23 protein-coding genes are annotated in these 23,028 nt (G+C 72.3%); 13 read left to right on the top strand and 10 right to left on the bottom strand.

The features are described 5' to 3' along the window. Nucleotides 1-259 precede the first annotated feature (259 nt). A complete protein-coding gene (locus tag AC3YO9_RS16385) occupies nt 260-871 on the bottom strand; it encodes a LysM peptidoglycan-binding domain-containing protein (RefSeq protein ID WP_489983913.1) in 612 nt (203 codons plus the stop codon). A gap of 325 nt (nt 872-1,196) precedes the next feature. Between AC3YO9_RS16385 and lexA the strand changes: the two genes are divergently transcribed. Beyond that, a complete protein-coding gene (gene lexA / locus AC3YO9_RS16380) occupies nt 1,197-1,865 on the top strand; it encodes a transcriptional repressor LexA (protein WP_489984090.1) in 669 nt (222 codons plus the stop codon). On the opposite strand, the gene hflX is transcribed toward lexA, so the two are convergent. Next, nucleotides 1,862-3,241, bottom strand: coding sequence for a GTPase HflX (gene hflX, locus AC3YO9_RS16375; RefSeq protein ID WP_241249863.1), 1,380 nt, complete (start codon nt 3,239-3,241; stop codon nt 1,862-1,864). The two genes, lexA and hflX, sit on opposite strands and share 4 nt — an antisense overlap. Before the next feature lie 232 nt (nt 3,242-3,473). Next, the gene (gene dapF / locus AC3YO9_RS16370; RefSeq protein ID WP_127782433.1) at nt 3,474-4,316 is read right to left on the bottom strand and encodes a diaminopimelate epimerase; all 843 of its coding nucleotides are present in this window, start codon (nt 4,314-4,316) and stop codon (nt 3,474-3,476) included. Nucleotides 4,317-4,434: 118 nt separating this feature from the next. On the opposite strand from dapF, the gene aceB reads away from it, so the two are divergent. Genes aceB through AC3YO9_RS16340 form a run of 6 tightly spaced genes read left to right on the top strand, consistent with a single transcriptional unit; the run spans nt 4,435 to nt 11,031 of the window. Beyond that, complete coding sequence (gene aceB, locus AC3YO9_RS16365) at nt 4,435-6,048, top strand: malate synthase A (protein WP_489983912.1); 1,614 nt, start codon at nt 4,435-4,437, stop codon at nt 6,046-6,048. A gap of 6 nt (nt 6,049-6,054) precedes the next feature. Continuing rightward, nucleotides 6,055-7,560 (top strand): FAD-linked oxidase C-terminal domain-containing protein, encoded by a 1,506-nt coding sequence (locus AC3YO9_RS16360; RefSeq protein WP_489983911.1) that lies wholly within the window; start codon nt 6,055-6,057, stop codon nt 7,558-7,560. After that, nucleotides 7,550-8,794, top strand: coding sequence for an FAD-binding oxidoreductase (locus tag AC3YO9_RS16355; protein WP_489983910.1), 1,245 nt, complete (start codon nt 7,550-7,552; stop codon nt 8,792-8,794). The genes AC3YO9_RS16360 and AC3YO9_RS16355 overlap by 11 nt, the downstream gene beginning before the upstream one ends. Next, on the top strand, nt 8,794-10,197 hold the full coding sequence (locus AC3YO9_RS16350) for a (Fe-S)-binding protein (RefSeq protein WP_489983909.1): 1,404 nt from the start codon (nt 8,794-8,796) through the stop codon (nt 10,195-10,197). Before AC3YO9_RS16355 ends, AC3YO9_RS16350 begins: the two co-directional genes overlap by 1 nt. A 37-nt stretch (nt 10,198-10,234) precedes the next feature. After that, the gene (locus tag AC3YO9_RS16345) at nt 10,235-10,720 is read left to right on the top strand and encodes a hypothetical protein (protein ID WP_489983908.1); all 486 of its coding nucleotides are present in this window, start codon (nt 10,235-10,237) and stop codon (nt 10,718-10,720) included. Continuing rightward, a complete protein-coding gene (locus AC3YO9_RS16340; protein ID WP_127782427.1) occupies nt 10,717-11,031 on the top strand; it encodes a transcriptional regulator in 315 nt (104 codons plus the stop codon). Before AC3YO9_RS16345 ends, AC3YO9_RS16340 begins: the two co-directional genes overlap by 4 nt. Here AC3YO9_RS16340 and miaA read toward each other — a convergent pair. Then, nucleotides 11,028-11,972 (bottom strand): tRNA (adenosine(37)-N6)-dimethylallyltransferase MiaA, encoded by a 945-nt coding sequence (gene miaA / locus AC3YO9_RS16335; protein WP_489983907.1) that lies wholly within the window; start codon nt 11,970-11,972, stop codon nt 11,028-11,030. The two genes, AC3YO9_RS16340 and miaA, sit on opposite strands and share 4 nt — an antisense overlap. Next, on the bottom strand, nt 11,960-12,691 hold the full coding sequence (locus AC3YO9_RS16330; RefSeq protein WP_489983906.1) for a class III extradiol ring-cleavage dioxygenase family protein: 732 nt from the start codon (nt 12,689-12,691) through the stop codon (nt 11,960-11,962). The genes miaA and AC3YO9_RS16330 overlap by 13 nt, the downstream gene beginning before the upstream one ends. 144 nt (nt 12,692-12,835) lie before the next feature. Here AC3YO9_RS16330 and AC3YO9_RS16325 point away from each other — a divergent pair, with 144 nt between their 5' ends. Next, complete coding sequence (locus AC3YO9_RS16325) at nt 12,836-14,215, top strand: DUF349 domain-containing protein (protein WP_127782425.1); 1,380 nt, start codon at nt 12,836-12,838, stop codon at nt 14,213-14,215. Between the two features lie 96 nt (nt 14,216-14,311). Here AC3YO9_RS16325 and AC3YO9_RS16320 read toward each other — a convergent pair whose 3' ends face one another. Next, a complete protein-coding gene (locus AC3YO9_RS16320; RefSeq protein WP_489983905.1) occupies nt 14,312-14,845 on the bottom strand; it encodes an Rv2732c family membrane protein in 534 nt (177 codons plus the stop codon). 64 nt (nt 14,846-14,909) lie between these two features. Beyond that, on the bottom strand, nt 14,910-16,376 hold the full coding sequence (miaB, locus tag AC3YO9_RS16315) for a tRNA (N6-isopentenyl adenosine(37)-C2)-methylthiotransferase MiaB (RefSeq protein ID WP_241249793.1): 1,467 nt from the start codon (nt 16,374-16,376) through the stop codon (nt 14,910-14,912). Between the two features lie 338 nt (nt 16,377-16,714). On the opposite strand from miaB, the gene AC3YO9_RS16310 reads away from it, so the two are divergent. The 5 genes from AC3YO9_RS16310 to AC3YO9_RS16290 all read left to right on the top strand — a co-directional run bounded on the left by AC3YO9_RS16310 (nt 16,715) and on the right by AC3YO9_RS16290 (nt 20,717). After that, nucleotides 16,715-17,434: an amino acid ABC transporter ATP-binding protein gene (locus tag AC3YO9_RS16310; RefSeq protein ID WP_164860699.1), complete on the top strand. Its 720-nt coding sequence runs from the start codon at nt 16,715-16,717 to the stop codon at nt 17,432-17,434. 97 nt (nt 17,435-17,531) lie between these two features. Continuing rightward, nucleotides 17,532-18,422, top strand: coding sequence for a glutamate ABC transporter substrate-binding protein (locus AC3YO9_RS16305; RefSeq protein ID WP_489983904.1), 891 nt, complete (start codon nt 17,532-17,534; stop codon nt 18,420-18,422). Nucleotides 18,423-18,519: 97 nt separating this feature from the next. Next, a complete protein-coding gene (locus AC3YO9_RS16300) occupies nt 18,520-19,170 on the top strand; it encodes an amino acid ABC transporter permease (RefSeq protein ID WP_127782420.1) in 651 nt (216 codons plus the stop codon). Next, nucleotides 19,167-20,075: an amino acid ABC transporter permease gene (locus tag AC3YO9_RS16295; RefSeq protein ID WP_127782419.1), complete on the top strand. Its 909-nt coding sequence runs from the start codon at nt 19,167-19,169 to the stop codon at nt 20,073-20,075. The genes AC3YO9_RS16300 and AC3YO9_RS16295 overlap by 4 nt, the downstream gene beginning before the upstream one ends. 27 nt (nt 20,076-20,102) lie before the next feature. Next, nucleotides 20,103-20,717 (top strand): hypothetical protein, encoded by a 615-nt coding sequence (locus tag AC3YO9_RS16290; RefSeq protein ID WP_489983903.1) that lies wholly within the window; start codon nt 20,103-20,105, stop codon nt 20,715-20,717. A gap of 27 nt (nt 20,718-20,744) precedes the next feature. Here the strand turns inward: AC3YO9_RS16290 and AC3YO9_RS16285 are convergent, their stop codons facing one another. The 3 genes from AC3YO9_RS16285 to recA are packed head-to-tail and all read right to left on the bottom strand — an operon-like array spanning nt 20,745 to nt 23,015. Further along, nucleotides 20,745-21,461 (bottom strand): phosphatase PAP2 family protein, encoded by a 717-nt coding sequence (locus AC3YO9_RS16285; RefSeq protein ID WP_489983902.1) that lies wholly within the window; start codon nt 21,459-21,461, stop codon nt 20,745-20,747. 10 nt (nt 21,462-21,471) lie between these two features. Continuing rightward, complete coding sequence (locus AC3YO9_RS16280; RefSeq protein WP_489983901.1) at nt 21,472-21,972, bottom strand: regulatory protein RecX; 501 nt, start codon at nt 21,970-21,972, stop codon at nt 21,472-21,474. Between the two features lie 5 nt (nt 21,973-21,977). After that, a complete protein-coding gene (gene recA, locus AC3YO9_RS16275) occupies nt 21,978-23,015 on the bottom strand; it encodes a recombinase RecA (RefSeq protein ID WP_127782415.1) in 1,038 nt (345 codons plus the stop codon). Nucleotides 23,016-23,028 lie beyond the last annotated feature (13 nt).

Below are 23,028 nucleotides of genomic sequence, written 5' to 3'. Positions count from 1 at the left end.
GCCAAGCTAGGGCGTGGGTGTGGACGGATCCGTGGACAACCTGTGGATCCCCCTACACAGTGGGACCCCAACCTGTGGACTAACCACATCTATGTAACTACTAGATGTTGTGGTCATGACCGTAATCCCCACTAGGCCCCGATGCAAGCCATCGGCAACGGATTTTGCGTCTCCCCAGCCCGGTCGGCGTGTCCGCCTCGCGGAGACGGTGTGCCACCAGCAGTCCGGCGGGGTCGACGGCGCCAGCACGTGTCCAGCGTCATCCGCCGACGGGCACGACCAGCGACTGGCCGGGGCGCACGGCGACCGTGTCCAGGGCGTTGAGATCGACGATGCGCTGCACCATGGCCGCCGCGGGCACCCCCGGGGCCGAGCGCACCGCCACCGCGGACAGGCTCTCCCCGGCGCGCACCTGGGTGACGGCCGTCTGCGTGGGCATGGGGGCGTCGCCGCCTCCCCCCAGGGTCACCACGGCGAGCACGCCGAGCGCGAGCGCGCCGGCGAGCACGGCGCCGGTGACCACCAGGCGCAGGCGCACCTGAGCCGGGGACGGTCGAGTGACCCGTGGCGTGCAGGCTGCCCGGCGGAGTGGGGCGGTGCCGTACTCGACCAGGCGCCCAGCCGGGCGGCGGCGGGCGACCTCGCGGGGACGGCGGGTGCGCCGGGGCGCCTCCACGGTGCGCGCCGCCCCAGCGTCCCCGGCCCGCAGGGAGCCCAGCGAGCGCAGCTCGCGCTCGAGCTCGAACAGGTCGGCGCGGCGTCGCGGGTCAACCAGCAGGGAGTCAGTGAGACGTGGCCCAGCGAGACGTGAGTGTGCGTTGCGAACGCCCGCGCGGTGCAGGGTGGAGCGGCGATCAGCCAGATCGAGCATGTCAACCTCCCGTGTCGAACAGGCGTTCGATTCGAACGTCTGGTCGATGTCTACCAGGGGCGACCGACAAAATCGAGAGCTGTCGGCGTGTTGATCGAACAGGTGTTTGAATGTGACCTGCTGCAGGACTAAGTTCGAATCACCAGAACACCACCGCACTTTGGCGAAGTTCCGCAGGTGGACGCACACCCGCGCGGCCTCGTCGCAGAGCACCGGACCACTCGCGGTTCCCCACAGGAGGCATCACACGATGAGCAGCCACACTCCCGGCGCCCCGACCACGGCGGGTGCCGCTCCGGGTGCCACCGCCGAGGAGACCGCCGACCTGTCGGCCGCCGCCGCCGGCCTCACGCCGCGCCAGCGCAAGGTGCTCGAGGTGATCCGGGACTCGGTCGAGGTGCGGGGCTACCCGCCCAGCGTCCGCGAGATCGGCGAGGCCGTCGGCCTGACCTCCACCTCATCGGTGTCCCACCAGCTCAAGGCGCTGGAGCGCAAGGGGTTCCTCCGACGCGACCCCAACCGCCCGCGGGCGGTGGACGTGCGGATGCCCGAAGACCTGGCCAACCAGGCGGCTGCGGCCACCACCGGTGAGGGCGGCAGCGTGCTGCAGCAGATGCCCACCCCCACCTTCGTGCCGGTGCTGGGCCGCATCGCCGCCGGTGGCCCCATCCTGGCCGAGCAGGCGGTGGAAGAGGTCTTCCCCCTCCCCCGCGAGCTGGTGGGCGACGGCACCCTGTTCATGCTCCGCGTGGTCGGCGAGTCGATGATCGACGCGGCGATCTGCGACGGCGACTGGGTGGTGGTGCGCCAGCAGAACGTCGCCGAGAACGGTGACGTCGTGGCCGCCATGATCGACGGCGAGGCCACCGTCAAGACGTTCAAGCGCCGAGACGGCGAGGTGTGGCTGATACCGCACAACGCCGCCTTCGAGCCCATCCCCGGCAACGAGGCCACCGTGCTCGGCAAGGTGGTCTCGGTGATGCGCAAGCTCTAGGCAGGCACCTGCGGGCTGGCGAACTCCACCAGCGCCGCTCCAAGGTCGGCACGCACCCGCGCCCGCAGGTGCGTGCCCTCGGGCTGGTGGGTCTCCTCGAGCACCTCCCCCTCCGAGTGCACCCGCGCGACCAGCTCACCGCGGGTGAAGGGCACGAGCACGTCCACCTCCACCTCCGGGTGCGGCATCAGCTCGACCAGCCGCTGCCGCAGCTCGTCCATGCCCTCCCCGGTGTGGGCGGAAACGAAGACCGCGTCCGGCATCAGGTTGCGCAGCTGGGCCAGCACCACCGGGTCGGCCACGTCCACCTTGTTCACCACGATCAGCTCCGGCGGCAGCCCGGTCTTGCGCTCGTCGGCCACCTCCACCAGCACCTGGCGCACCGCGGCCACCTGCTGGGTGGGCTGCGGGTCCGACCCGTCCACCACGTGCAGCAGCAGGTCGGCGTCGGCGACCTCCTCCAGGGTGGAGCGGAACGCCTCGATCAGCTGGGTGGGCAGGTGCCGCACGAACCCCACCGTGTCGGTGAGCACGTACTCGCGACCGTCGGCCAGCTCGGACCGGCGCGTGGTCGGGTCGAGGGTGGCGAACAGCGCGTTCTGCACCAGCACCCCGGCACCGGTGAGGGCGTTGAGCAGGCTGGACTTGCCGGCGTTGGTGTAGCCGGCGATGGCCACGCTGGGCACCTCGTTGCGGCGGCGGCTGTCGCGCTTGGTGTCGCGCGCCTGCTTCATGCCCTTGATCTCCCGACGCAGCTTGGCCATCCGCTCGCGGATGCGTCGCCGGTCGGTCTCGATCTTGGTCTCACCAGGTCCACGCAGACCCACCCCGCCGGCACTGCCGCCGGCACCGCCGGCCTGCCGGGACATCGACTCACCCCAGCCGCGCAGGCGGGGAAGCATGTACTGCATCTGGGCCAGCGCCACCTGCGCCTTGCCCTCGCGGGACGTGGCGTGCTGGGCGAAGATGTCCAGGATCAGCGCGGTGCGGTCCACCACCTTGACCTTGACCACCTTCTCCAGCGCGTTCAGCTGCGCCGGGGTCAGCTCGCCGTCGCAGATCACGGTGTCCGCGCCGGTGGCCACCACGATGTCGCGCAGCTCGGCAGCCTTGCCGGAGCCGATGTAGGTGGCCGGGTCGGGCTTGTCGCGCCGCTGGACCAGGCCCTCGAGCACCTCCGAGCCGGCGGTCTCGGCCAGCGCGGCCAGCTCGGCCAGGCTCAGCTCGGCGTCCTCGGCGGTGCTGCCCTGCATCCAGACACCGACGAGCACGACGCGCTCCAGGCGGAGCTGGCGGTACTCGACCTCGGTGACGTCGGTGAGCTCGGTGGACAGCCCGGCGACGCGGCGCAACGAGGTGCGCTCCTGCAGCTGCATCTCGCCGACCGAGGGGTCGTGGTCGGGGCCCGGGGAGAAGGTGTCTCCGGAGGCGCCGTCCGGGGACTCGGCCTCGCCGAGGGGAACCTCGTCGAAGGGGGCACCGTCCGCGGCAGCGGCGTCGATGGGGGCATCTGTGTCGTGGTCGTCCCACGTGGATGAGTTCGTCATACAACGCCCATGGTCCCACGGAACGCGATGATTGCCCACTGAGATATGCCCAGGGCAGAACCTATGCCGGGGCGGCCCACCAGTGCGGGTCGATGCTGCCGTGCGCCAGCAGCACGGACGGGCCGCGCAGGTGGCTGGTGTGCTCGGAGATGCTCACCCGCACCTGTCCGCCCAGCACGTTCACCGCCACGTCCCCGGTGCTCGCCCCCGCGACCTTGAGGGCCGCGACCGCAGCGGCGACGGTGCCGGTGCCGCAGGAGCGGGTCTCCCCCACCCCGCGCTCGTGCACCCGCATGTGCACCTCGCCCCCGGCCAGCGGGCTGACGAGCTCGATGTTCACCCCGTGCGGGAAGAGCGTGGCATCGAAGCCGGGCTGGGTGCTCAGGTCGAAGGTGCTGAGGTCGCGGTCGGTGACGCAGGCCAGGTGCGGGTTGCCCAGGTCCACGGCCACACCGCCGAAGAGCTCCCCGGCCAGGGCGGCGGTGCCGCCGCCGAGCACCCGGGCAGGGCCCATGTCCACGGTCACCTCGCCGAACGCGCCGTCGCCGGCGTGCACCACCACCGGCCGGGCGCCGGCTCGGGTGCCCACCACGAACTCGTCGCGCGGCTCCAGGCCGGTTGCCCGCAGGTAGTGCGCGAACACCCGGACGCCGTTGCCGCACATCTCCGCGATGGAGCCGTCGGCGTTGCGGTAGTCCATGAACCAGTCGTCGGCGCACACCCCCTCGGCGAGGGGCTCCTCCAGCGCGCCGGCGCGCACCACCCGCAGCACCCCGTCGGCGCCCAGGCCGCGGCGCCGGTCGCACAGCGCGGTCACCTGCTTGGCGGTGAGGTCGAGCATCCCGTCCACGTCGGGCAGCACCACGAAGTCGTTCTGGGTGCCGTGCCCCTTGGCGAAGTCCACGGCGCTCATCCTAGGTTCGTACCCCGACCATCGCTGCTGTTGCGCAGGTCACAGGCCAGTCCTACCGTCGTGATGCATCAGCGGCTCGATTCCGTCCTGCGGAGTGCGGAGGAACGCCATGGCCACCGCACCACCCACCGGCATCGAGGTCCGTGGCGAGCGCCAGGACGGCTTCGACTGCGTGCTCACCGACGAGGCGCTGGGCCTGCTGGCCGACCTGCACCGCCGGTTCAACCCCCGACGGCGCGAGCTGCTCGAGGCCCGCCAGCGCCGCCAGGCCGGCCTGGACGCCGGTGGCACGCTGGACTTCCTGCCCGAGACCGCCGACGTCCGCAGCGACGACAGCTGGTCGGTGGCGCCGCCGGCGCCGGGGCTGGTGGACCGGCGGGCCGAGATCACCGGCCCCACCGACGCCAAGATGACCATCAACGCGCTGAACTCCGGCGCCAAGGTGTGGCTGGCCGACTTCGAGGACGCCAACACCCCGCTGTGGCCGAACATGGTGCAGGGCCAGCTGAACCTGCGGGCGGCGCTGGACCGCACCATCGACTTCACCGCCGAGGGCGGCAAGAGCTACGCGCTGCGCCCGGCGGAGGAGCTGGCCACCATCGTGGTGCGTCCGCGCGGGTGGCACCTGCCGGAGAAGCACGTGCTGGTGGACGGGGAGGAGGTCTCCGGCTCGCTGTTCGACTTCACGCTGTACCTGGTGACCAGTGGCCGCAAGCAGGTCGAGCTGGGCCAGGGCCCCTACTACTACCTGCCCAAGATGGAGAGCCACCTCGAGGCTCGGCTGTGGAACGACGTCTTCCTGCACGCCCAGCAGGCCCTCGGCATCCCGCGCGGCACCATCCGCGCCACCGTGCTCATCGAGACGCTGCCCGCGGCGTTCGAGATGGAGGAGATCCTGCACGAGCTGCGCGAGCACTCCGCCGGGTGCAACGCCGGACGCTGGGACTACCTGTTCAGCACCATCAAGTGCTTCGCCCACCGCGGCGCCGACTTCGTGCTGCCCGACCGCAACTCCGTGACCATGACCGCGCCGTTCATGCGGGCCTACACCGAGCTGCTGGTGCGCACCTGCCACAAGCGCGGCGCGCACGCCATCGGCGGCATGGCCGCGTTCATCCCCTCCCGCCGCGACGAGGAGGTCAACGCCAACGCCACCAGGAAGGTCACCGAGGACAAGACCCGGGAGGCTCGGGCGGGCTTCGACGGCTCCTGGGTGGCACACCCGGACATGGTGGGGCTGTGCACCGAGGTGTTCACCGAGGTCCTCGGCGAGCGGCCCCACCAGCTGGACAACACGCGGGAGGACGTGCACGTCACCGCCGACCAGCTGCTGGACGTGCGCTCCACCCCGGGCGAGGCCACCGAGGAGGGGCTGCGCAACGACATCAGCGTGGGCATCCAGTACCTCTCGGCGTGGCTGCGAGGGCAGGGCGCGGTGGGGATCTTCAACCTGATGGAGGACGCCGCCACCGCGGAGATCGCCCGCACCCAGGTGTGGCAGTGGCTGCACAACGACGTGGTGCTCTCCAGCGGCGCCAAGGTGACCACCGAGCTGGTGCAGCAGCTGGTGGACGAGGAGCTGGCCAAGATCGAGCAGGCCGTGGGCGAGGACGCCTACCAGCAGGGCGGCTACGAGCAGGGCCGCGCGCTGTTCACCGAGATGGCGCTGAGCAGCGACCTCTCGGAGTTCCTCACCCTGCCCGCCTACGCCCGGATGCCGTGAGCAGCCATGACCACCGAGGTGGAGCAGGCACCGGTGCCGCCCGAGCACGCGCCGGTGGACGTGGACGTGCTGGCGCAGCGGCTGCGCGCGGGCCTGGGCGAGAAGGGCGTGCTCACCGACCCCACCCGGCTGAGCACCTACCAGTGCGACGGGCTGGCGCACTACCGCGTCACCCCGGCGGTGGTGGCGCTGCCGACCGACGCCGCCCAGGTGCAGCACTGCGTGCGGGTGTGCGTGGAGCTGGGCGTGCCGTTCGTGGCCCGGGGCTCGGGCACCGGGCTCTCCGGCGGGGCGCTGCCGCGGGCTGACGGGGTTCTCATCGTCACCTCGCAGATGCGCCGCATCCTGGAGATCGACGTGGACAACGAGCTGGCCGTGGTGGAGCCCGGGGTGATCAACCTCGACGTCAGCCGAGCCACCGGTCCGCTGGGCTGGTACTTCGCCCCTGATCCGTCCAGCCAGCAGGTGTGCTCGGTGGGCGGCAACGTGGCGGAGAACTCCGGCGGGGCGCACTGCCTGAAGTACGGCTTCACCACCAACCACGTGCTCGGGGTGGAGGTGGTCACCCCGGACGGCGAGCTGCTCATGCTCGGCGGGCGCAGCCGCGACTGCCCCGGCTACGACCTGCGCGGGGTGTTCGTCGGCAGCGAGGGCACCCTCGGCATCGCCACCAAGGTGGTGGTGCGGCTGCTGCGGACGCCGGAGACGGTCCGCACCCTGCTGGCGGGATTTCCCTCCACCGACGCCGCCGGGGCCGCGGTGTCGGCGATCATCAGCGCCGGGGTGGTGCCCGCGGCGATCGAGATGATGGACGCCCTCGCCATCGAGGCCGCCGAGGCGGCGGTGCACTGCCGCTACCCCGACGGTGCGGGTGCGGTGCTGGTGGTGGAGCTGGACGGTCCGGCCGCGGAGGTCGAGCACACCTTCGCCGCGGTGCAGCAGCACTGCCAGGACAACGGGTCGTTCGAGATCCGGGTGGCCGCCGACGACGTCGAGCGCGCCCTCATCTGGCGGGGCCGCAAGTCTGCCTTCGCCGCGGTGGGTCGCATCAGCCCCGACTACATCGTGCAGGACGGCGTCATCCCCCGGACCGCGCTGGCGGAGGTGCTCACCGCCATGCGCGAGCTGGCCGAGGGTGCCGGCGTGCGGGTGGCCAACGTCTTCCACGCCGGCGACGGCAACCTGCACCCGCTGGTGCTCTTCGACGCCGCCAAGCCCGGCGAGGCCGAGCGTGCCGAGGAGGTCAGCGGCGGCATCCTGGACCTCTGCCTGCACCACGGCGGGTCGATCACCGGCGAGCACGGAGTGGGCGCCGACAAGGCCAAGCACATGCCCAAGATGTTCACCGCCGCCGACCTGGACACCATGCAGCGGGTGCGGTGCGCCTTCGACCCGCAGGCGCTGAGCAACCCGGGCAAGGTCTTTCCCACCCCCCGGCTGTGCGGGGAGGTGCCCGGGCGCCGCACGCGGGCGCACCCGTTGGTGGAGGCAGGGATCGCCGATGTCTTCTAGCGACGTCTCCAGCGCCGGCCCCTCGGCCACCACCGACACCGAGCGGCTGGCCGAGGCACTGGTCGCCGCGGTGGGCGCGGAGCACGTGCGCCCCGGCGGAGCGCTCGGCCACGGGCTGACCGCGCGCCCGGCCGACACCGACGAGGTGGCCGCGGTGCTGCGCGCCGCCGGGCAGGCCCACGCCACCGTGCTGCCGGTGGGTGGGGCCAGCACCGTGGACTGGCTGCCGGGCCCACCGGTGGACGTGCACCTGGAGCTGGGCCGGATGGACGCCGTGCTCGAGCACGCCGCCGGCGACCTGGTGGTGCACGTGCAGGCCGGCGCGCGGCTGGCCGACCTGCAGGCCGCCCTGGCCCCGCACGGACAGCGGCTGGCGGTGAGCTCACCGCTGCCCACCAGCGCCATCGGCGGGCTGGTGGCCGCCGACCTCTCCGGCCCGGAGCGCTACCAGCACGGCACCGTCCGCGACCTGATGCTGGGCACCACCACCGTGGCCGGGGACGCCACCGTCGCCCGCTCCGGCGGCAAGGTGGTCAAGAACGTCGCCGGCTACGACCTGGGCAAGCTCTACACCGGCTCCCGCGGCACCCTCGGCGTGCTCACCGACGCCTGGTTCCGGCTGCGCCCGCTGCCCGAGGCGGTGTGCTGGGTGAGCACCCCGGCGCCGGGCAGCATCGCCGCGGCGGCCGCGCTGGCCGCGGTGCGCGGCTCGCAGGTCAGCCCCACCGCGCTGCAGCTGCACCGCGACCCCGACGGCGCCACCACCGTGGCGGTGCAGCTGGAGGGGGTGGCCGCAGGGCTGGCCGCCCGCGCCGAGACCGTCGCCCAGCTGCTCGGCGTCCGCTCCGTCGTCGCCGACACCCCTCCCCCGGGCTGGGGCGCCCTGCCGGACGGTGAGGTGCTGCTCAAGCTGGCCCACCCGCCCACCGCCCTGCCCGCCGTGCTCGACGCCCTGGCCGCGCCGGGACTGGCCCACCACGTGCGCGGGTCGGTCGGGGTGGGGGTGCTCCAGGTGGGCTGCACGGGGGCCGACGCACCGGTGCTGCTGGACGCCGCCCGCGCGTCGTGCACCGCCGTGGAGGGCTCCGCCCTGGTGCTGCGCGCGCCAGCCGGGCACCAGCTGGACGTGTGGGGCCCGCTGGAGCCGGCGCTGCTGCGGCTGATGCACCGGGTGAAGAACGAGCTCGACCCCAGCCACACCCTCGCGCCCGGTCGGGGACCAGGAGGTACCTGATGGCCGAGAACGTGTCCCTCGGTGTGCCGGTGGTGGGCTACCAGCCCACCAGCCCGCCCCAGGACGCCCAGCCCACCTCCGCCTTCGACGGCCACCACCCGCCCTCGGAGGCGCTCGTCGGCGACTGCGTGCACTGCGGCTTCTGCCTGCCCTCCTGCCCCACGTACACCCTCTGGGGCGAGGAGATGGACTCCCCGCGCGGCCGCATCCACCTGATGAAGACCGGGCTGGAGAGCGAGCCGATGACCCCGGCGCGGGTGCAGCACTTCGACGCCTGCCTGGGCTGCATGGCCTGCGTCAGCGCGTGCCCCTCCGGGGTGCAGTACGACAAGCTGATCGGGGCGGTCCGTCCGCAGGTGGAGCGGCGGCACACCCGGCCGTGGCGGGACCGGCTGCTGCGCGGGCTGATCTTCCGCACCTTCCCCTACCCGCGCCGGCTGCGGCTGCTGCGCGGGCCGCTGCGCGCCTACCAGCGCAGCGGGCTGTCCCCGGTGCTGCGCCGCTCCGGGCTGCTGGACCGGGTCTCGCCGTCGCTGCGGGTGATGGAGTCGCTGGCCCCACCCCTGGCCCCGATGGAGCGGATTCCGGAGGTGACCCCCGCAGTGGGACCGCGGCGGGCGGTGGTCGGCATGCTCACCGGCTGCGTGCAGAGCGTGTTCTTCCCCGACGTCAACGCCGCCACCGCCCGGGTGCTGGCCGCAGAGGGGTGCGAGGTGCACACGCCCGCCCGGCAGAAGTGCTGCGGAGCGCTGAGCGAGCACCTGGGCCGGGAGGAGGAGGGCCTGCGGTTCGCCCGCGCGCTCATCGAGACGTTCCTGGCCGCAGAGGTGACCCACGTGGTGGTCAACGCCGCAGGCTGCGGCTCGCAGATGAAGGACTACGCCCACCTGCTGCGCGACGACCCCCGCTACGCCGAGCGGGCCGCGCTGCTCAGCGACCAGGTCCGCGACGTCTCCGAGCTGCTCGCGGAGCTGGGCACCGTGGCTCCGCGCCACCGCCTGGACCTGTCGGTGGCCTACCACGACGCCTGCCACCTGGCCCACGCCCAGGGCGTCCGCGCGCAGCCCCGCACGCTGCTGCGCGAGATCCCGGGGGTGGAGGTCCGCGAGATCGCCGACGGCACCACCTGCTGCGGCTCCGCCGGCGTCTACAACGTCCTCCACCCGGCCACGGCCGACGAGCTCGGCGACCGCAAGGCCGCCACCGTCCTCGCCACCGGGGCGCAGCTGCTGGTGACGGCCAACCCCGGCTGCCTCATGCAGATCGCCACCGCCGCCGAGCGGGCCGGGCACTCGCTGGCGGTGGCGCACACCGTGCAGGTGCTCGACGCCGCCATCCGCGGGCTGCCCGCCGCCACGCTCACCCAGCGCCAGCCCCAGCACCTGAGCTGCCCTGAAAAGTGACTTTCCCTGTTGGCAAGCAAACCGTAGACTTGCCGACATGGAAAACGACTTCGCCCCGGCGGGAGCACTCACGCCAGCCCAGGCACGCCAGGCGCTGGATGGCCTGGACGTGGACGGCGCCCGGCTGGCCGAGCAGATGGTGACGCCCTGGTGGTACCACCCCAGCCTCGGCCTCATCGTGGCGCTCATCGTCGGCGCGCAGGCACTGCCAGGATCAGCAGCCGTCGTGCTGGTGGCCCTCGGCGTCATCGCGATCCCGGTCCTCACCACGACGTACCGGCGGCGCTACGGCATCTCCACCACCCAGCCTGCCGGCCCGCGCAGCCGTCGCCTGCTGTTCCTGACGGCCGGGATCTTCCTGCTGGCCATGGTGGCCTCCACCTTCGGCAAGCTCGCCGGCCTCGCCTCAGGGTGGGCGCTGCTGCCCGCCGTCCTGGCCCTCGTCACCACCGTGGTGCTCGGGCGCCGCTACGACGACGTCCTCCGCAGCGAGCTGGCCCGCACCACTGCCGAGCGGGCATGAGCGACCGCACCTCCCCCGCGTTCAACGAGGTCATCCACTCGCCCGCACGCCTGCGGGTCTGTGGCCTGCTGCGGTGGGTGTCCGAGCTGGAGTTCGCCGTCGTCCGGGACACCCTCGGGCTCAGTGACGCCACCCTGTCCAAGAACCTCAGGGTGCTCGCCGAGGCGGGATTCGTGACGATGCGCAAGGAGCGCTCCCCCGTGCGCGCGGACTCCCGCAGGCTCACCTGGGTGGCGCTGACGCCCGCCGGACGCAGTGCCCTCGAGGCCCACCTGGCCGCGCTCGCGCAGATCGCCGACGGCCTGTCCTAGGGGTGGAGCCGCTCCGGCCGCAGCAGCTGCAGCGCCAGCTCGGGCAGGGCCGGGTCGGCGGCGTCGAGCCAGTGCACCCGCTGGTCGCGGCGGAACCACGAGCGCTGCCGGCGCACGAAGCGGCGGGTGCCGGCGGCGGTGGCCCGCTGCGCCTCGGCCAGGTCGTGCTCGCCGTCCAGGGCGGCCAGCACCTGGGAGTAGCCCAGCGCCCGGCGCGCGGTGACGCCCTCGCGCAGCCCGTGCTCCAGCAGCTGGTGCACCTCCGCCACCAGCCCCTGGGTGAACATGGTCGCGGTGCGCGCCTCGATGCGGGCGTCCAGCTCGGCGGTGTCGCGGTCCAGACCGATCAGCACGGTGTTCCAGCGCGGGGTGCCCACCTCCGGCCGGGAGGCGCTGAAGGGCTGTCCGGTCAGCTCCACCACCTCCAGCGCCCGCACGATGCGCCGACCGTCGGAGGGCAGCAGCTTGCGGGCCGCCTCGGCGTCCACCCGGGCCAGCTCCTGGTGCAGCTCCAGCGGTCCGCGCACCGCCAGCTCGGCCTCCCAGCGGGCACGCACCGCCGGGTCGGTGGCGGGGAAGGTGAGCTCGTCCAGCAGCGCCTGCACGTACAGTCCCGAGCCGCCGACGATCACCGGCACGGCACCGCGTCCTTGGATCGCCTCCACGTCGGCGCGCGCGGTGCGCTGGTAGTGCGCGACGCTGGCGGTCTCGGTCACCTCCAGCACGTCCAGCTGGTGGTGGATGATGCCGCGGCGCTGCTCCGGCGGGGTCTTGGCGGTGCCGATGTCCATGCCGCGGTACAGCTGCAGGGCGTCGGCGTTGACCACCTCCCCGCCGAGCTCCTCGGCCAGCTGCAGGGCCAGCTCGGACTTGCCGGTGGCGGTGGGCCCCACGATGGCCACCGGCCGGGGCACCGCCGAGCCCGGGCTCAGCGCTGCCACGTCGCCACCTGGTAGCCCACGCCGTAGGGCGCCCCGCGGTAGAGGGTCTCGGTGCGCCAGCCGTCCCCGGCGGCCGCGGCCGCGGCTGCGGCGACCTGCCAGGGCACCCGACCACTCGCGCCGAGCTCCGCGCACAGCTGCGCGTCCAGCGCGGCGAGGGCGCCGCAGTCGGCGGTGGCCAGCGCGTGGTCGAGCTCGGCCTGCAGGGCGGCGGCGCGCTCGTCGAGCGCACCCGGCGCCTTCTCGGTGAGGGTGGTGCAGCCGTCGCCGAGCACCAGCAGTCCCTGCGGGCGCGGGTCCTGGGCCAGCTCGGCGGCCAGTGCCCGGCCCTGCTCGGCGCACTCCTGCGGCGAGGCGTCCGCGGCGGTCAGGCGCACGTCCACGCTGGCCTCTGCCGCCACCTGTCCGCGCAGCCAGCCGGCCACCAGCACGGGCAGCGGGAGGTCGCCGGGAAGCTCTGTCGACGAGGTCTCAGTGCCTGCGCCGAGGGCCACGGTCACGTCCGCGCCGTAGCCGTGCCACGAGCCGGTCGTCGGGGGACCCAGCCGACACGAGGTGTCGTGCACGCCAACGGAAGTCCACGGCGAGGCCAGGTCGGTGAGCACCCGGGCGGCGCGGAGGCAGGCCGTGCGAAGGTCGTCGGTCTCGGCCGCGGCGGCGCCGGCCAGCTCGGGAACCAGCAGCGGAGGAACAGGCACGAGCACCACTGCGGTCAGCACGGGGGCCGAGGGTAGTGCACCGTCAGGGCGCTGCTTGGTTCTCACCGGGGCCATTACCTGTTTCAATGGCCACAGCACTCGGCGAACCGGCCGGGTGCACGAGCACGTGGGCAGCCGTGACGCGCGGCAGGACGAGGCAGGCCAATGACCGAGAACCCAGCATCCCCCGAGCAGGCGACCACCCCCGGCGACTCTCCCCGCCCCGCCGGCCCCAAGCCCGGGATGCCCAAGCCGGGCGGTCCGCGCCCGGGTCCCCGGCCCTCCGCCGCCCCCGCCCCGACCACGCCGGCCACGCCGCGCGCGGTCGCTCCCGCTGCCAGCGCCAGCCGCTTCGGCCGGGTGGACGACGACGGTGGGGTGTGGCTGCGCACCAAGGACGGCGAGCGACAGGTCGGGTCCTGGCAGGCCGGTGAGCCCGCCGAGGGCCTGGCCCACTTCGCCCGCCGCTTCGACGACCTCGCCACCGAGGTGGTGCTGCTGGAGAAGCGGCTGGAGGCCGGCACCGGCGACGCCAAGCACACCCAGCAGGCGGTGCGGGCACTGCTGGAGACCCTGCCCACCGCCGCGGTGGTCGGCGACGTCGAGAGCCTGCAGGCCCGCCTGGAGGCGCTGCTGACGGTGACCGACGAGAAGGCCGCCGCGGACCGCAGCCGCAAGGAGGCCGCCCGCGCCGCCCAGGCCGCGCGCAAGGAGGCCCTGGCCGCCGAGGCCGAGCAGATCGGGGCGGAGAGCACCCAGTGGAAGGCGAGCGGCGACCGGCTGCGCGCCATCCTCGAGGAGTGGAAGACCATCCGCGGGCTCGACCGCAAGTCCGACGACGCGCTGTGGAAGCGCTACTCCAAGGCCCGGGAGGCGTTCAACCGCCGGCGCGGCGCGCACTTCGCCGAGCTCGACCGCGACCGCGCGGGTGCCCGCTCCCGCAAGGAGGAGCTGGTGGTGGAGGCCGAGTCGCTGTCCGGCTCCACCGACTGGGGCCCCACCGCGGGCCGCTTCCGCGACCTGATGGCGGAGTGGAAGGGCACCGGCCGCGCTCCCCGCGAGGCCGAGGATGCGCTGTGGCAGCGGTTCAAGGCCGCGCAGGACGTGTTCTTCGCCGCCCGCAACGCCGCCGCGGCCGAGCGCGACGAGGAGTTCACCGCCAACGCGGTGGCCAAGGAAGAGCTGTTGGTCGCGGCGGAGCAGCTCGACCCGGCCACCGACCTGGAGGGGGCGCGCAACGCGCTGCGCTCGCTGCAGGAGCGCTGGGACGACATCGGCAAGGTGCCGCGCGACCGCATGCAGGAGCTCGAGGGCCGGATGCGCGCGGTGGAGCAGCGCGTGCGGGAGGCCACCGACAAGCAGTGGCAGCGCACCGACCCCGAGGCCCAGGCCCGGGCGGCGCAGTTCCACGAGCGGGCCACCCACCTGGAGGAGCAGGCCGCCAAGGCCCGCGCCGCGGGCAAGGTCAAGCGGGCCGAGGAGGCCGAGGCGCAGGCGGCGCAGTGGCGCGAGTGGGCGCAGACCGCGGAGCAGGCGCTCCAGTAACCAGCACGGAGCAGGCGCTCCAGTAACCAGTAACCAGCACCACAGCACGGGAGCCGGTCACCGCATCGCGGTGACCGGCTCCCGTGGTTCTGCCGACTAGTTGTTGGGGATGGGCCGTCCGTGGGTGAGCTCCACCCGGGTCCAGACGATGCGCAGCCACTGGAAGGTCAGCACCACCACTGCGGCCCAGGCCAGGAACAGCCCCACGCCGGGTCCGCCACCGGTGCTGTCCACCGCCAGCGTCTGGCGGGACCACACCGCGAGCAGGCCCAGGAAGGACACGAAGCCGCTGCCCAGGGTGGCCACCCAGGCCAGCACCCAGCGCCGGGCCAGCAGCGCCGCGGCGGAGGCGATCACCACGAAGACCAGGCCGCCGGCGAACAGCCGCAGCGGCAGGATCACGCCCTCGGCCACCGCGGTGTCGTCGTGCACCAGCACGTCCCAGCCGGTGGCGGTGCCCGCCTGCGGCAGGATCATCGACAGGATCCCGGCGAGCACCGCGACCGCGATGACGATGCCGCGCAGGCCCGGCTCGATGGTGCCGGTCACCCGCCGCTCCACCGAGTCGACCTCGTCCCGGATGCCGAGCAGCTCCTCGTCGGTGAGCTCTCGGCGACGGTTGTCGTCCACACTTCCTCCAGAGATCAGCGCAGGGCAGCGCAGAAGATCAGCGCAGACCAGTGTCCTCGTCCGGTCAGACGCGTGCAGCCCTGGGTACCGGCAGGCCCAGCAGGACGCCGGGGGTCGCGGTGCCGGGGGTCTGCGGCGCCCGCGCGGCCGCGGCGTTGTCCCCGGCCCGGGTCCGCCGGTGCGACAACGGGTCACCGTCGGCCACCAGGTGGAACGGGGCGGCGTAGGTCACCACCGTCTCCACCACGTCGCCGGGGCGGATCTCGGCCCCACCGGTGGCGAAGTGCACGAGCCGACCGTCGCGGGCCCGGCCGCTGAGCCGGGCGGTGCTGGCGTCCTTGCGGCCCTCGCCCGAGGCCACCAGCAGCTCCACGCGAGTACCGATGAGGTCACGGTTGGCCTGCAGCGAGATCTCCTCCTGCAGCGCGGTCAGCCGGCCGTAGCGCTCGGTCACCACCTCCTTGGGCACCTGCTCGCCCATGGTGGCCGCCGGGGTCCCCGGACGCGGGGAGTACTGGAAGGTGAAGGCGCTGGCGAACCGGGAGCGGCGCACCACCTCCAGGGTGTCCTGGAAGTCCTGCTCGGTCTCGCCGGGGAAACCCACGATGATGTCGGTGGTGATGGCCGCGTGCGGCATCAGCTCCCGCACCCGGTCGATGATGCCCAGGTAGCGCTCGCTGCGGTAGGAGCGGCGCATGGCCTTGAGGATGCGGTCGGAGCCGGACTGCAGCGGCATGTGCAGCTGTGGGCACACGTTCGGCGTCTCGGCCATCGCGTGGATGACGTCCTCGGTGAAGTCGCGGGGGTGCGGGGAGGTGAAGCGCACCCGCTCCAGGCCGTCGACCTGCCCGCAGGCTCGCAGCAGGTCGGCGAAGGCGCTGCGCTCGCCGAAGGACACCCCGTAGGCGTTGACGTTCTGCCCGAGCAGGGTGACCTCCAGCACCCCCTGCTCCACCAGGGCGCGCACCTCGGCGAGCACGTCGCCGGGACGGCGGTCCACCTCGGTGCCGCGCAGCGAGGGCACGATGCAGAAGGTGCAGGTGTTGTTGCAGCCCACCGAGATGGACACCCAGCCGGAATAGGCGGAGTCCCGCTTGGCCGGCAGCGCGGACGGGAAGACGTCGAGGGACTCCAGGATCTCCACCTGGGCCTGCTCGTTGTGCCGAGCGCGCTCCAGCAGGGCGGGCAGCGAGCCGATGTTGTGGGTGCCGAACACCACGTCCACCCAGGGCGCGCGGTTGACGATGCCCTCGCGGTCCTTCTGGGCCAGGCAGCCGCCGACGGCGATCTGCATGCCCGGGTGCGCGGCCTTGGTGGAGGCGAGGTGGCCGAGGTTGCCGTAGAGCTTGTTGTCGGCGTTCTCCCGCACCGCGCACGTGTTGAGCACCACTACGTCAGCCTGCTCACCCGGGTCGGCGGCGGTGTAGCCGGCGGCCTCCAGCATCCCGGCGAGGCGCTCGGAGTCGTGCACGTTCATCTGGCAGCCGTAGGTGCGCACCTGGTAGCTGCGCCCCTGCCCCTGGGCCGGCATCGATTGTGCCGCTGGCGCTTCCATGGACAGCGCTGAGTGCGCGGCTGACCCGGCCGATCCTGTCACTGCGTGTTCCACACCGGCCAGGCTACGGCCCGCGGTGGCGTGCACCGCGCGGGCGGCGACCCCCTCGTGCTCGTGTGAACGTTGCATAACGCCTTACCTGACACAGCGGCGGTGGGCGACTCGGCGCCTCCTGCTGCGGTACCTTCCCCGCCATGACCAACGCGCACGCCACCCAGGACGCGTCCAGCGATCAGAGCGGCACCGCTGTGCCTCTCGGCAAGTCGTCGGACCAGCCCGCCCGCCGCGGGTCCACCGGGGCGCCGCTGGTGGTGATGAGCGAGGTCAACAAGCACTTCGGCGACCTGCACGTGCTCAAGGACGTCAACCTCACCGTGCACACCGGTGAGGTTGTGGTGGTGATCGGCCCGTCCGGTTCAGGCAAGTCCACCTTGTGCCGCACCATCAACCGGCTGGAGACCATCGACAGCGGCACCATCACCGTCGATGGCGTGCCGCTGCCCGACGAGGGCAAGGCGCTCGCCGCCCTGCGCTCCGACGTCGGCATGGTGTTCCAGTCGTTCAACCTCTTCGCCCACAAGACGGTCCTGGACAACGTCACGCTCGGGCCGATCAAGGTGCGCAAGCTGAGCAAGCAGAAGGCCAACGAGCGGGGCCGCGAGCTGCTCGCCCGGGTGGGCATCGCCGAGCAGGCCGACAAGATGCCCGCGCAGCTCTCCGGTGGTCAGCAGCAGCGAGTGGCCATCGCCCGGGCCCTGGCCATGGACCCCAAGGTGATCCTGTTCGACGAGCCGACCTCGGCGCTGGACCCGGAGATGATCAACGAGGTCCTCGACGTGATGACGTCGCTGGCCAGGGACGGGATGACGATGGTGGTGGTGACCCACGAGATGGGCTTCGCCCGTCGGGCCGCCGACCGCGTGCTGTTCATGGCCGACGGCCAGGTGGTGGAGGACGCCGCTCCCGACGTCTTCTTCGACTCCCCCAGCTCCGACCGCGCCAAGGACTTCCTGAGCAAGATCATCAGCCACTGACCGAAGGCCCAGCCGGCCTCCGCACCCCAGACCGCCACCAGGACCCCTGGCGAGCGACACCCACCGCGAATCGCGGACGAGCAGAAACGGGAACACCATGCGACGTCGAGTGATCAAGGCAGCGGCAGGTGCCACGCTGCTCACCCTGGTGATGACTGCCTGCGGCAGCAGCAGCAGTGACGAGAGCGCGGCGCCGGTGGCCGACAAGCCCACCTTCGCCGAGGGCACCACCATGGCGAGCGTGGCCAGCTCGGGCAAGCTGCGGGTCGGCATCAAGTTCGACCAGCCCGGCTTCGGCAAGCAGGGGCTGTCGGGCAAGTACGAGGGCTTCGACGTGCAGATGGCGCAGATCGTCGCCGCCGGGCTGGGCCTGCAGCCCGACGCCATCGAGTTCACCGAGGCTCCGTCGGCCCGCCGCGAGGAGCTCATCGAGACCAAGAAGGTCGACATGGTGGTGGCCACGTACACCATCAACGACAAGCGCAAGGAGCGCGTCTCCTTCGCGGGCCCGTACTACGTCGCCGGCCAGCAGCTGATGGTGGACAAGGACGACACCACGATCATCGGCCCGGACTCGCTGAAGACCAACCCCGACGCCAAGGTTTGCTCGGTCACCGGCTCCACCCCTGGCGAGAACATCAAGAAGTACGTGGCCAACCCCAACCAGGTGGTCCTCTTCGACGTGTACTCCAAGTGCGCCGACGCTCTCCGCACCGGCCAGGTGCAGGCTGTCACCACCGACAACGTCATCCTGCTGGGCTTCGTCGCCGGCGCCAAGGACGACTTCAAGCTCACCGGTGAGCAGTTCACCCAGGAGCCGTACGGCATCGGCATCGCCAAGGGCGACGTCCCGTTCTGCCAGTTCATCCACGAGCAGCTGACCAAGGCCAAGGAGTCCGGCGCCTACGAGAAGGCGTGGAAGGACACCGCCGGCGAGGTCGAGGGCGCCCAGACCCCCGAGCTGCCCGCGCTGGCCGCCTGCAGCTAGCTGGTCGTCTCGGTGCGGGCCGCTCGCACGTGGCCCGCACCGAGGCTCTCCCCCTGCTCCTGATGACCAGCTCCGCACCGCCTGGAGGCACCCGCGCGTGAACGCGATCACCGACAACCTCGACCTGTACTGGTCGGGGCTGCAGAAGTCGTTCCTGATCTGCATGCTCGCCATGGTCGGCTCGTTGGTGCTCGGCACCGTGCTGGCGTCCTTCCGGGTCTCCCCGGTTCCCACGCTGCGCTGGTTCGGCACCGCCTACGTCACCATCTTCCGCAACACCCCGCTGACCGTGGTGCTGTTCTTCATCGCCTTCGGCATGCCCGAGCTGGGCGTGAACGCCAGCTACTTCACCTTCGGCCTCATCGGCCTGGTGCTCTACACCTCGGCGTTCGTCTGCGAGGCGGTGCGCAGCGGGGTGAACTCCGTTCCGCCGGGGCAGGCCGAGGCTGCCCGCTCCATCGGGCTGGGCTTCAGCCAGGTGCTGGCGCTGGTGGTGCTGCCCCAGGCGCTGCGCAGCGTGGTGCCTCCGCTGGGCAGCGTCATCATCGCGATGTTCAAGAACTCGGCCGTGGTCGGTGCCCTCGGCGTCGCCGGTGACCTGTGGAGCGTGGGCGCCAGCCTGACCAGCGCCCAGGGTTACGCGGCGCTGCCGGTGTTCGTCGGTGTCGCCATCGGCTACCTCATCATCACCATTCCCTCCGGCGTGCTGCTGCAGGTCCTCGAGCGCAAGGTGGCGATCGCCCGATGAGCAAACTCCTGAGTCGTACCGCGCCCACCGGCAGCGCGGTCCTCTTCGACGTCCCCGGGCCCCGCACCCGGCGCCGCGTGCTGATCTTCAGCGTGCTGGCCGCCGTCGCCATCGCGGCGCTGCTGGCGCTGGCGGGGCTGCGGCTGGCCGACAACGGCCAGTTCGAGTCCGACAAGTGGGCCCCGCTGCTCGACCCCACCAACGCCGACTTCCCCGACGTGTGGAACTTGCTCGGCCAGGGCCTGGCCAACACCCTCAAGGCCGCCGCGCTGGCCATCGTGCTGTCGCTGGTGGTGGGCACCATCATCGGCGTGGCCCGGCTGTCAGCCGGCAAGGTCACCCGCATCCCGCTGATCGCGCTGGTGGAGCTGTTCCGCGGCCTGCCGGTGATCATCACGATCTACCTCACCTCCAAGCTGCTGCCCGAGATCGGCCTGGACGTGTCCTCCTGGCCCGGCGGTGAGCTGCTGTGGTTCCTGGTGATCGGCCTGACGGCCTACAACGCGGTGATCTTCGCCGAGATCATCCGCTCCGGCGTGGTGTCGCTGCCCAAGGGCCAGCGCGAGGCGGCCGAGGCGATCGGGCTGACCAACGGCCAGACGCTGCGACTGGTGCTGCTGCCCCAGGCGTTCCGGGTGATGCTGCCGGCGCTGATCAGCCAGGTGGTGGTGGTGCTCAAGGACACCTCGCTCATCGCGGTGCTGGGCGGCTACATCGAGCTGCTCAAGCAGGGCGGGCTGCTGATCCAGAACCTGAACAACCCGCTGCAGACCTACCTGGTCATCGGCGTCATGTTCATCCTCATCAACTACGCGCTGAGCAAGCTGGCCGAGCTGGTGCAGCGCCGGGTGTCCCGCACCACCAGCACCACCCCCGAGGCCGCACCCGCCGGCGCCGACGCCTGACCCTGGCTCAGCGGGCAGGCTGCCGGCATGGCAGACGGTGAGTGGTTGGAGCCCGGGGAGCCGTTCCAGCCCGGGGAGCCGTTCGAGCACGGGGAGCTGTACGAGCACAGCGTGCGGCTGCTGGCGCGGGGACGGGCGGACGACCGTGCGCCAGACGCCCGTCCGGCGGGTCCTGATCGCGACTGGGTCGCCGTGGCCCTGACCACCGCCGGCGACCTGGCGGTCACGGTCTTCGTGACAGGTGGTGCCACCGGGGCGCTGCAGCGCCAGGTCCAGGTGCTGCGGCGAGCAGACCCACAGTGGGTGCCGCTGGCCGCGCACCACGCGGCTGCCTCCGCCGACACGCTGGCCGAGCGCCCCCCGACCGACGTGCTGGGCGGTCCCGTGGTGGTGGTCGAGTCGGGTGCCGTGGCCGCGGGACGAGGGCGGCGGGTGCGGTGGGCGCTGCTGCGGGCCGCGCGCGAGGTGCGCACCGTGGTGGTCGACGACCGGGCGGTGCCGGTGCCGTGGCACGGGCACCTGGTGCTCGGCTGGCGCGGACGGCGGCACCCGAAGGTCCTGGCGCCCACCGGGAGCACCACCGCCGAGCTCGCGGTGGTGCGGCTACAGCTGGGCGGCCTCGGACGCTCCACCGGCAGGTAGCCGCAGGGGGGTGTGGCTGGTAGCCGCTCAGCGCCGCGCCGGGGCATCAGCGTGGCGCGGCGCACCGGACACGTCGGCGGTTGGCTCCACGGCTGCAGCCAGCTGGCCAGTGGTGGGAACCGCCCGCACCCAGGCCCGGGTGAGGGCCGCGGCGGCGATGATCAGCAGCGGTCCCAGCAGCCAGCCGGCGAGCACGTCGGCCACCCAGTGGAAGTCACGCACCACCAACGACACCCCGACCAGCGCCGGCACTCCGACGGCGAGCGCCCACGCCGACCGTCGCCAGCGCGGGGCGAGCAGGCACGCGACGACGCCGTAGACCACGGTGGCGGTGGTGGTGTGCCCGGAGGGCCAGAGCACGCCCGACTCCCCGTCGAGGCCGGGGCGCCCGACCAGGTGCTTGAGCGAGAGCACGGCCACCACCAGCAGCAACGATGCGCTGCACGCGAAGATCATCGGCACCCAGTACTGGCGTCGCCCGCAGAGCACGGCGACTCCGAGCAGCAGCAGGAAGATGGCCACCGGTGGGTCGCCCAGGTGGGTGATGACCTGCGCCAGCTCAGCCCACAGGGTGTTCTGCCGGGTGGCGAAGTGGCGCTGCACCGCCTCGTCCAGGGTGATGATCGGGCCACCCCACACCACCTGGACCCACAGGACCAGCAGACCCAGCACCAGGACCGGCGGCACCCACCGCGGGACCCTGACGTCGGGGAGCTTGTCGGTGTTGGTCGTCGGTTGCCCCATGGGCAAAAGCCTACGGACTGTCCTCGGTGTACTCGTCCGTGGCTGCGCCTGCCGCGGTGAGCTCGTCGGAGACCACCCGGAACGCCAGCCCCTGGCTGTACCCGCGGCGGGCGAGCATGCCCACCAGCTTGCGGGTGGCCGCAGCGGTGTCGTCCACCGTGAGCGTGCGCAGCCGCTTGCGCACCAGCTCGCGCGCCCGCAGCTCCTCGGACTCCTCGTCGACGTGGCTCAGCGCCTCCGCGGCGACGGAGTCCGCCACACCCTTGAGCCGCAGCTCGGCGGCCAGCGCACGCTTGCCCTTGCCGGAGTACTCGTGCCGCGACTGCACCCAGGTGCGGGCGAACGCCTGGTCGTCGATCAGCTCGACCTCGGTGAGCTTGTCCAGCACCGGTGCGATCTGGTCGTCCTCGAAGCCCTTGCGACGCAGCCGCTGCTCGAGCTCGGCGCGGCTGCGCTGCCGGACGGTGAGCAGCTGTAGGCACGCCTCGCGGACGTCCTCCTCAGTGCTCACCGTGCTCAGAAGTCGACCGGTGCGGGGGCGACCTCGTCGGTGACCACGGCGCCGATGCCGAGCTTCTCCTTGACCCTCTTCTCGATGTCGTTGCCGACGTCGGGGTTCTCCAGCAGGAACTTGCGGGCGTTCTCCTTGCCCTGACCCAGCTGGTCACCCTCGTAGGTGTACCAAGCACCCGACTTGCGGACGATGCCGTGCTCGACGCCCATGTCGACGAGCGAGCCCTCCCGGCTGATGCCGTGGCCGTAGAGGATGTCGAACTCCGCCTGCTTGAAGGGCGGGGCCACCTTGTTCTTGACCACCTTGACGCGGGTGCGGTTGCCCACGGCGTCGGTGCCGTCCTTCAGGGTCTCGATGCGCCGGATGTCCATGCGGACCGAGGCGTAGAACTTGAGCGCCTTGCCACCGGTGGTGGTCTCCGGCGAGCCGAACATGACGCCGATCTTCTCGCGCAGCTGGTTGATGAAGATCACCGTGGTGCCGGAGTTGCTCATCGCGCCGGTCATCTTGCGCAGGGCCTGGCTCATCAGCCGGGCCTGCAGGCCGACGTGGCTGTCCCCCATCTCGCCCTCGATCTCGGCGCGGGGCACCAGGGCCGCCACGGAGTCGATGACCAGGATGTCCAGCGCACCGGAGCGGATCAGCATGTCCGCGATCTCCAGGGCCTGCTCCCCGGTGTCGGGCTGGGAGACCAGCAGCGCGTCGGTGTCCACGCCCAGCTTCTGCGCGTAGTCGGGGTCGAGCGCGTGCTCGGCGTCGACGAAGGCGGCGATGCCGCCGGCCTTCTGCGCCTGGGCCACGGCGTGCAGGGCGACGGTGGTCTTGCCGGAGGACTCCGGGCCGTAGATCTCGATGACCCGGCCACGGGGCAGGCCGCCGATGCCGAGCGCGACGTCCAGCGCGAGGGAGCCGGTGGGGATGACGGCGATGGGCACGCGGGCCTCGTCACCGAGACGCATCACCGAGCCCTTGCCGAAGTTCTTGTCGATCTGCGCCAGGGCCAGGTCGAGCGCCTTGTTGCGGTCGGGTGCTTGAGCCATCGGGGTCTCCTCG

The sequence above is a fragment of the Rhodococcus sp. Z6_132 genome (assembly GCF_058133635.1).
This window is presented reverse-complemented; position numbering and strand designations above follow the sequence as displayed.

Excerpts from the sequence above, each read along its gene's own strand:
- AC3YO9_RS16360 (WP_489983911.1), top strand. The coding sequence starts at position 6,055 with ATGACCACCGAGGTGGAGCAGGCACCGGTGCCGCCCGAGCACGCGCCG.
- miaB (WP_241249793.1), bottom strand. The coding sequence starts at position 16,376 with ATGCCGGCCCAGGGGCAGGGGCGCAGCTACCAGGTGCGCACCTACGGC.
- recA (WP_127782415.1), bottom strand. The coding sequence starts at position 23,015 with ATGGCTCAAGCACCCGACCGCAACAAGGCGCTCGACCTGGCCCTGGCG.
- hflX (WP_241249863.1), bottom strand. The coding sequence starts at position 3,241 with ATGCAGCTGCAGGAGCGCACCTCGTTGCGCCGCGTCGCCGGGCTGTCC.
- AC3YO9_RS16310 (WP_164860699.1), top strand. The coding sequence starts at position 16,715 with ATGAGCGAGGTCAACAAGCACTTCGGCGACCTGCACGTGCTCAAGGAC.
- AC3YO9_RS16285 (WP_489983902.1), bottom strand. The coding sequence starts at position 21,461 with ATGGGGCAACCGACGACCAACACCGACAAGCTCCCCGACGTCAGGGTC.
- AC3YO9_RS16305 (WP_489983904.1), top strand. The coding sequence starts at position 17,532 with ATGCGACGTCGAGTGATCAAGGCAGCGGCAGGTGCCACGCTGCTCACC.
- AC3YO9_RS16345 (WP_489983908.1), top strand. The coding sequence starts at position 10,235 with ATGGAAAACGACTTCGCCCCGGCGGGAGCACTCACGCCAGCCCAGGCA.
- AC3YO9_RS16295 (WP_127782419.1), top strand. The coding sequence starts at position 19,167 with ATGAGCAAACTCCTGAGTCGTACCGCGCCCACCGGCAGCGCGGTCCTC.
- AC3YO9_RS16350 (WP_489983909.1), top strand. The coding sequence starts at position 8,794 with ATGGCCGAGAACGTGTCCCTCGGTGTGCCGGTGGTGGGCTACCAGCCC.
- AC3YO9_RS16340 (WP_127782427.1), top strand. The coding sequence starts at position 10,717 with ATGAGCGACCGCACCTCCCCCGCGTTCAACGAGGTCATCCACTCGCCC.
- AC3YO9_RS16325 (WP_127782425.1), top strand. The coding sequence starts at position 12,836 with ATGACCGAGAACCCAGCATCCCCCGAGCAGGCGACCACCCCCGGCGAC.
- aceB (WP_489983912.1), top strand. The coding sequence starts at position 4,435 with ATGGCCACCGCACCACCCACCGGCATCGAGGTCCGTGGCGAGCGCCAG.
- AC3YO9_RS16355 (WP_489983910.1), top strand. The coding sequence starts at position 7,550 with ATGTCTTCTAGCGACGTCTCCAGCGCCGGCCCCTCGGCCACCACCGAC.
- AC3YO9_RS16290 (WP_489983903.1), top strand. The coding sequence starts at position 20,103 with ATGGCAGACGGTGAGTGGTTGGAGCCCGGGGAGCCGTTCCAGCCCGGG.
- AC3YO9_RS16385 (WP_489983913.1), bottom strand. The coding sequence starts at position 871 with ATGCTCGATCTGGCTGATCGCCGCTCCACCCTGCACCGCGCGGGCGTT.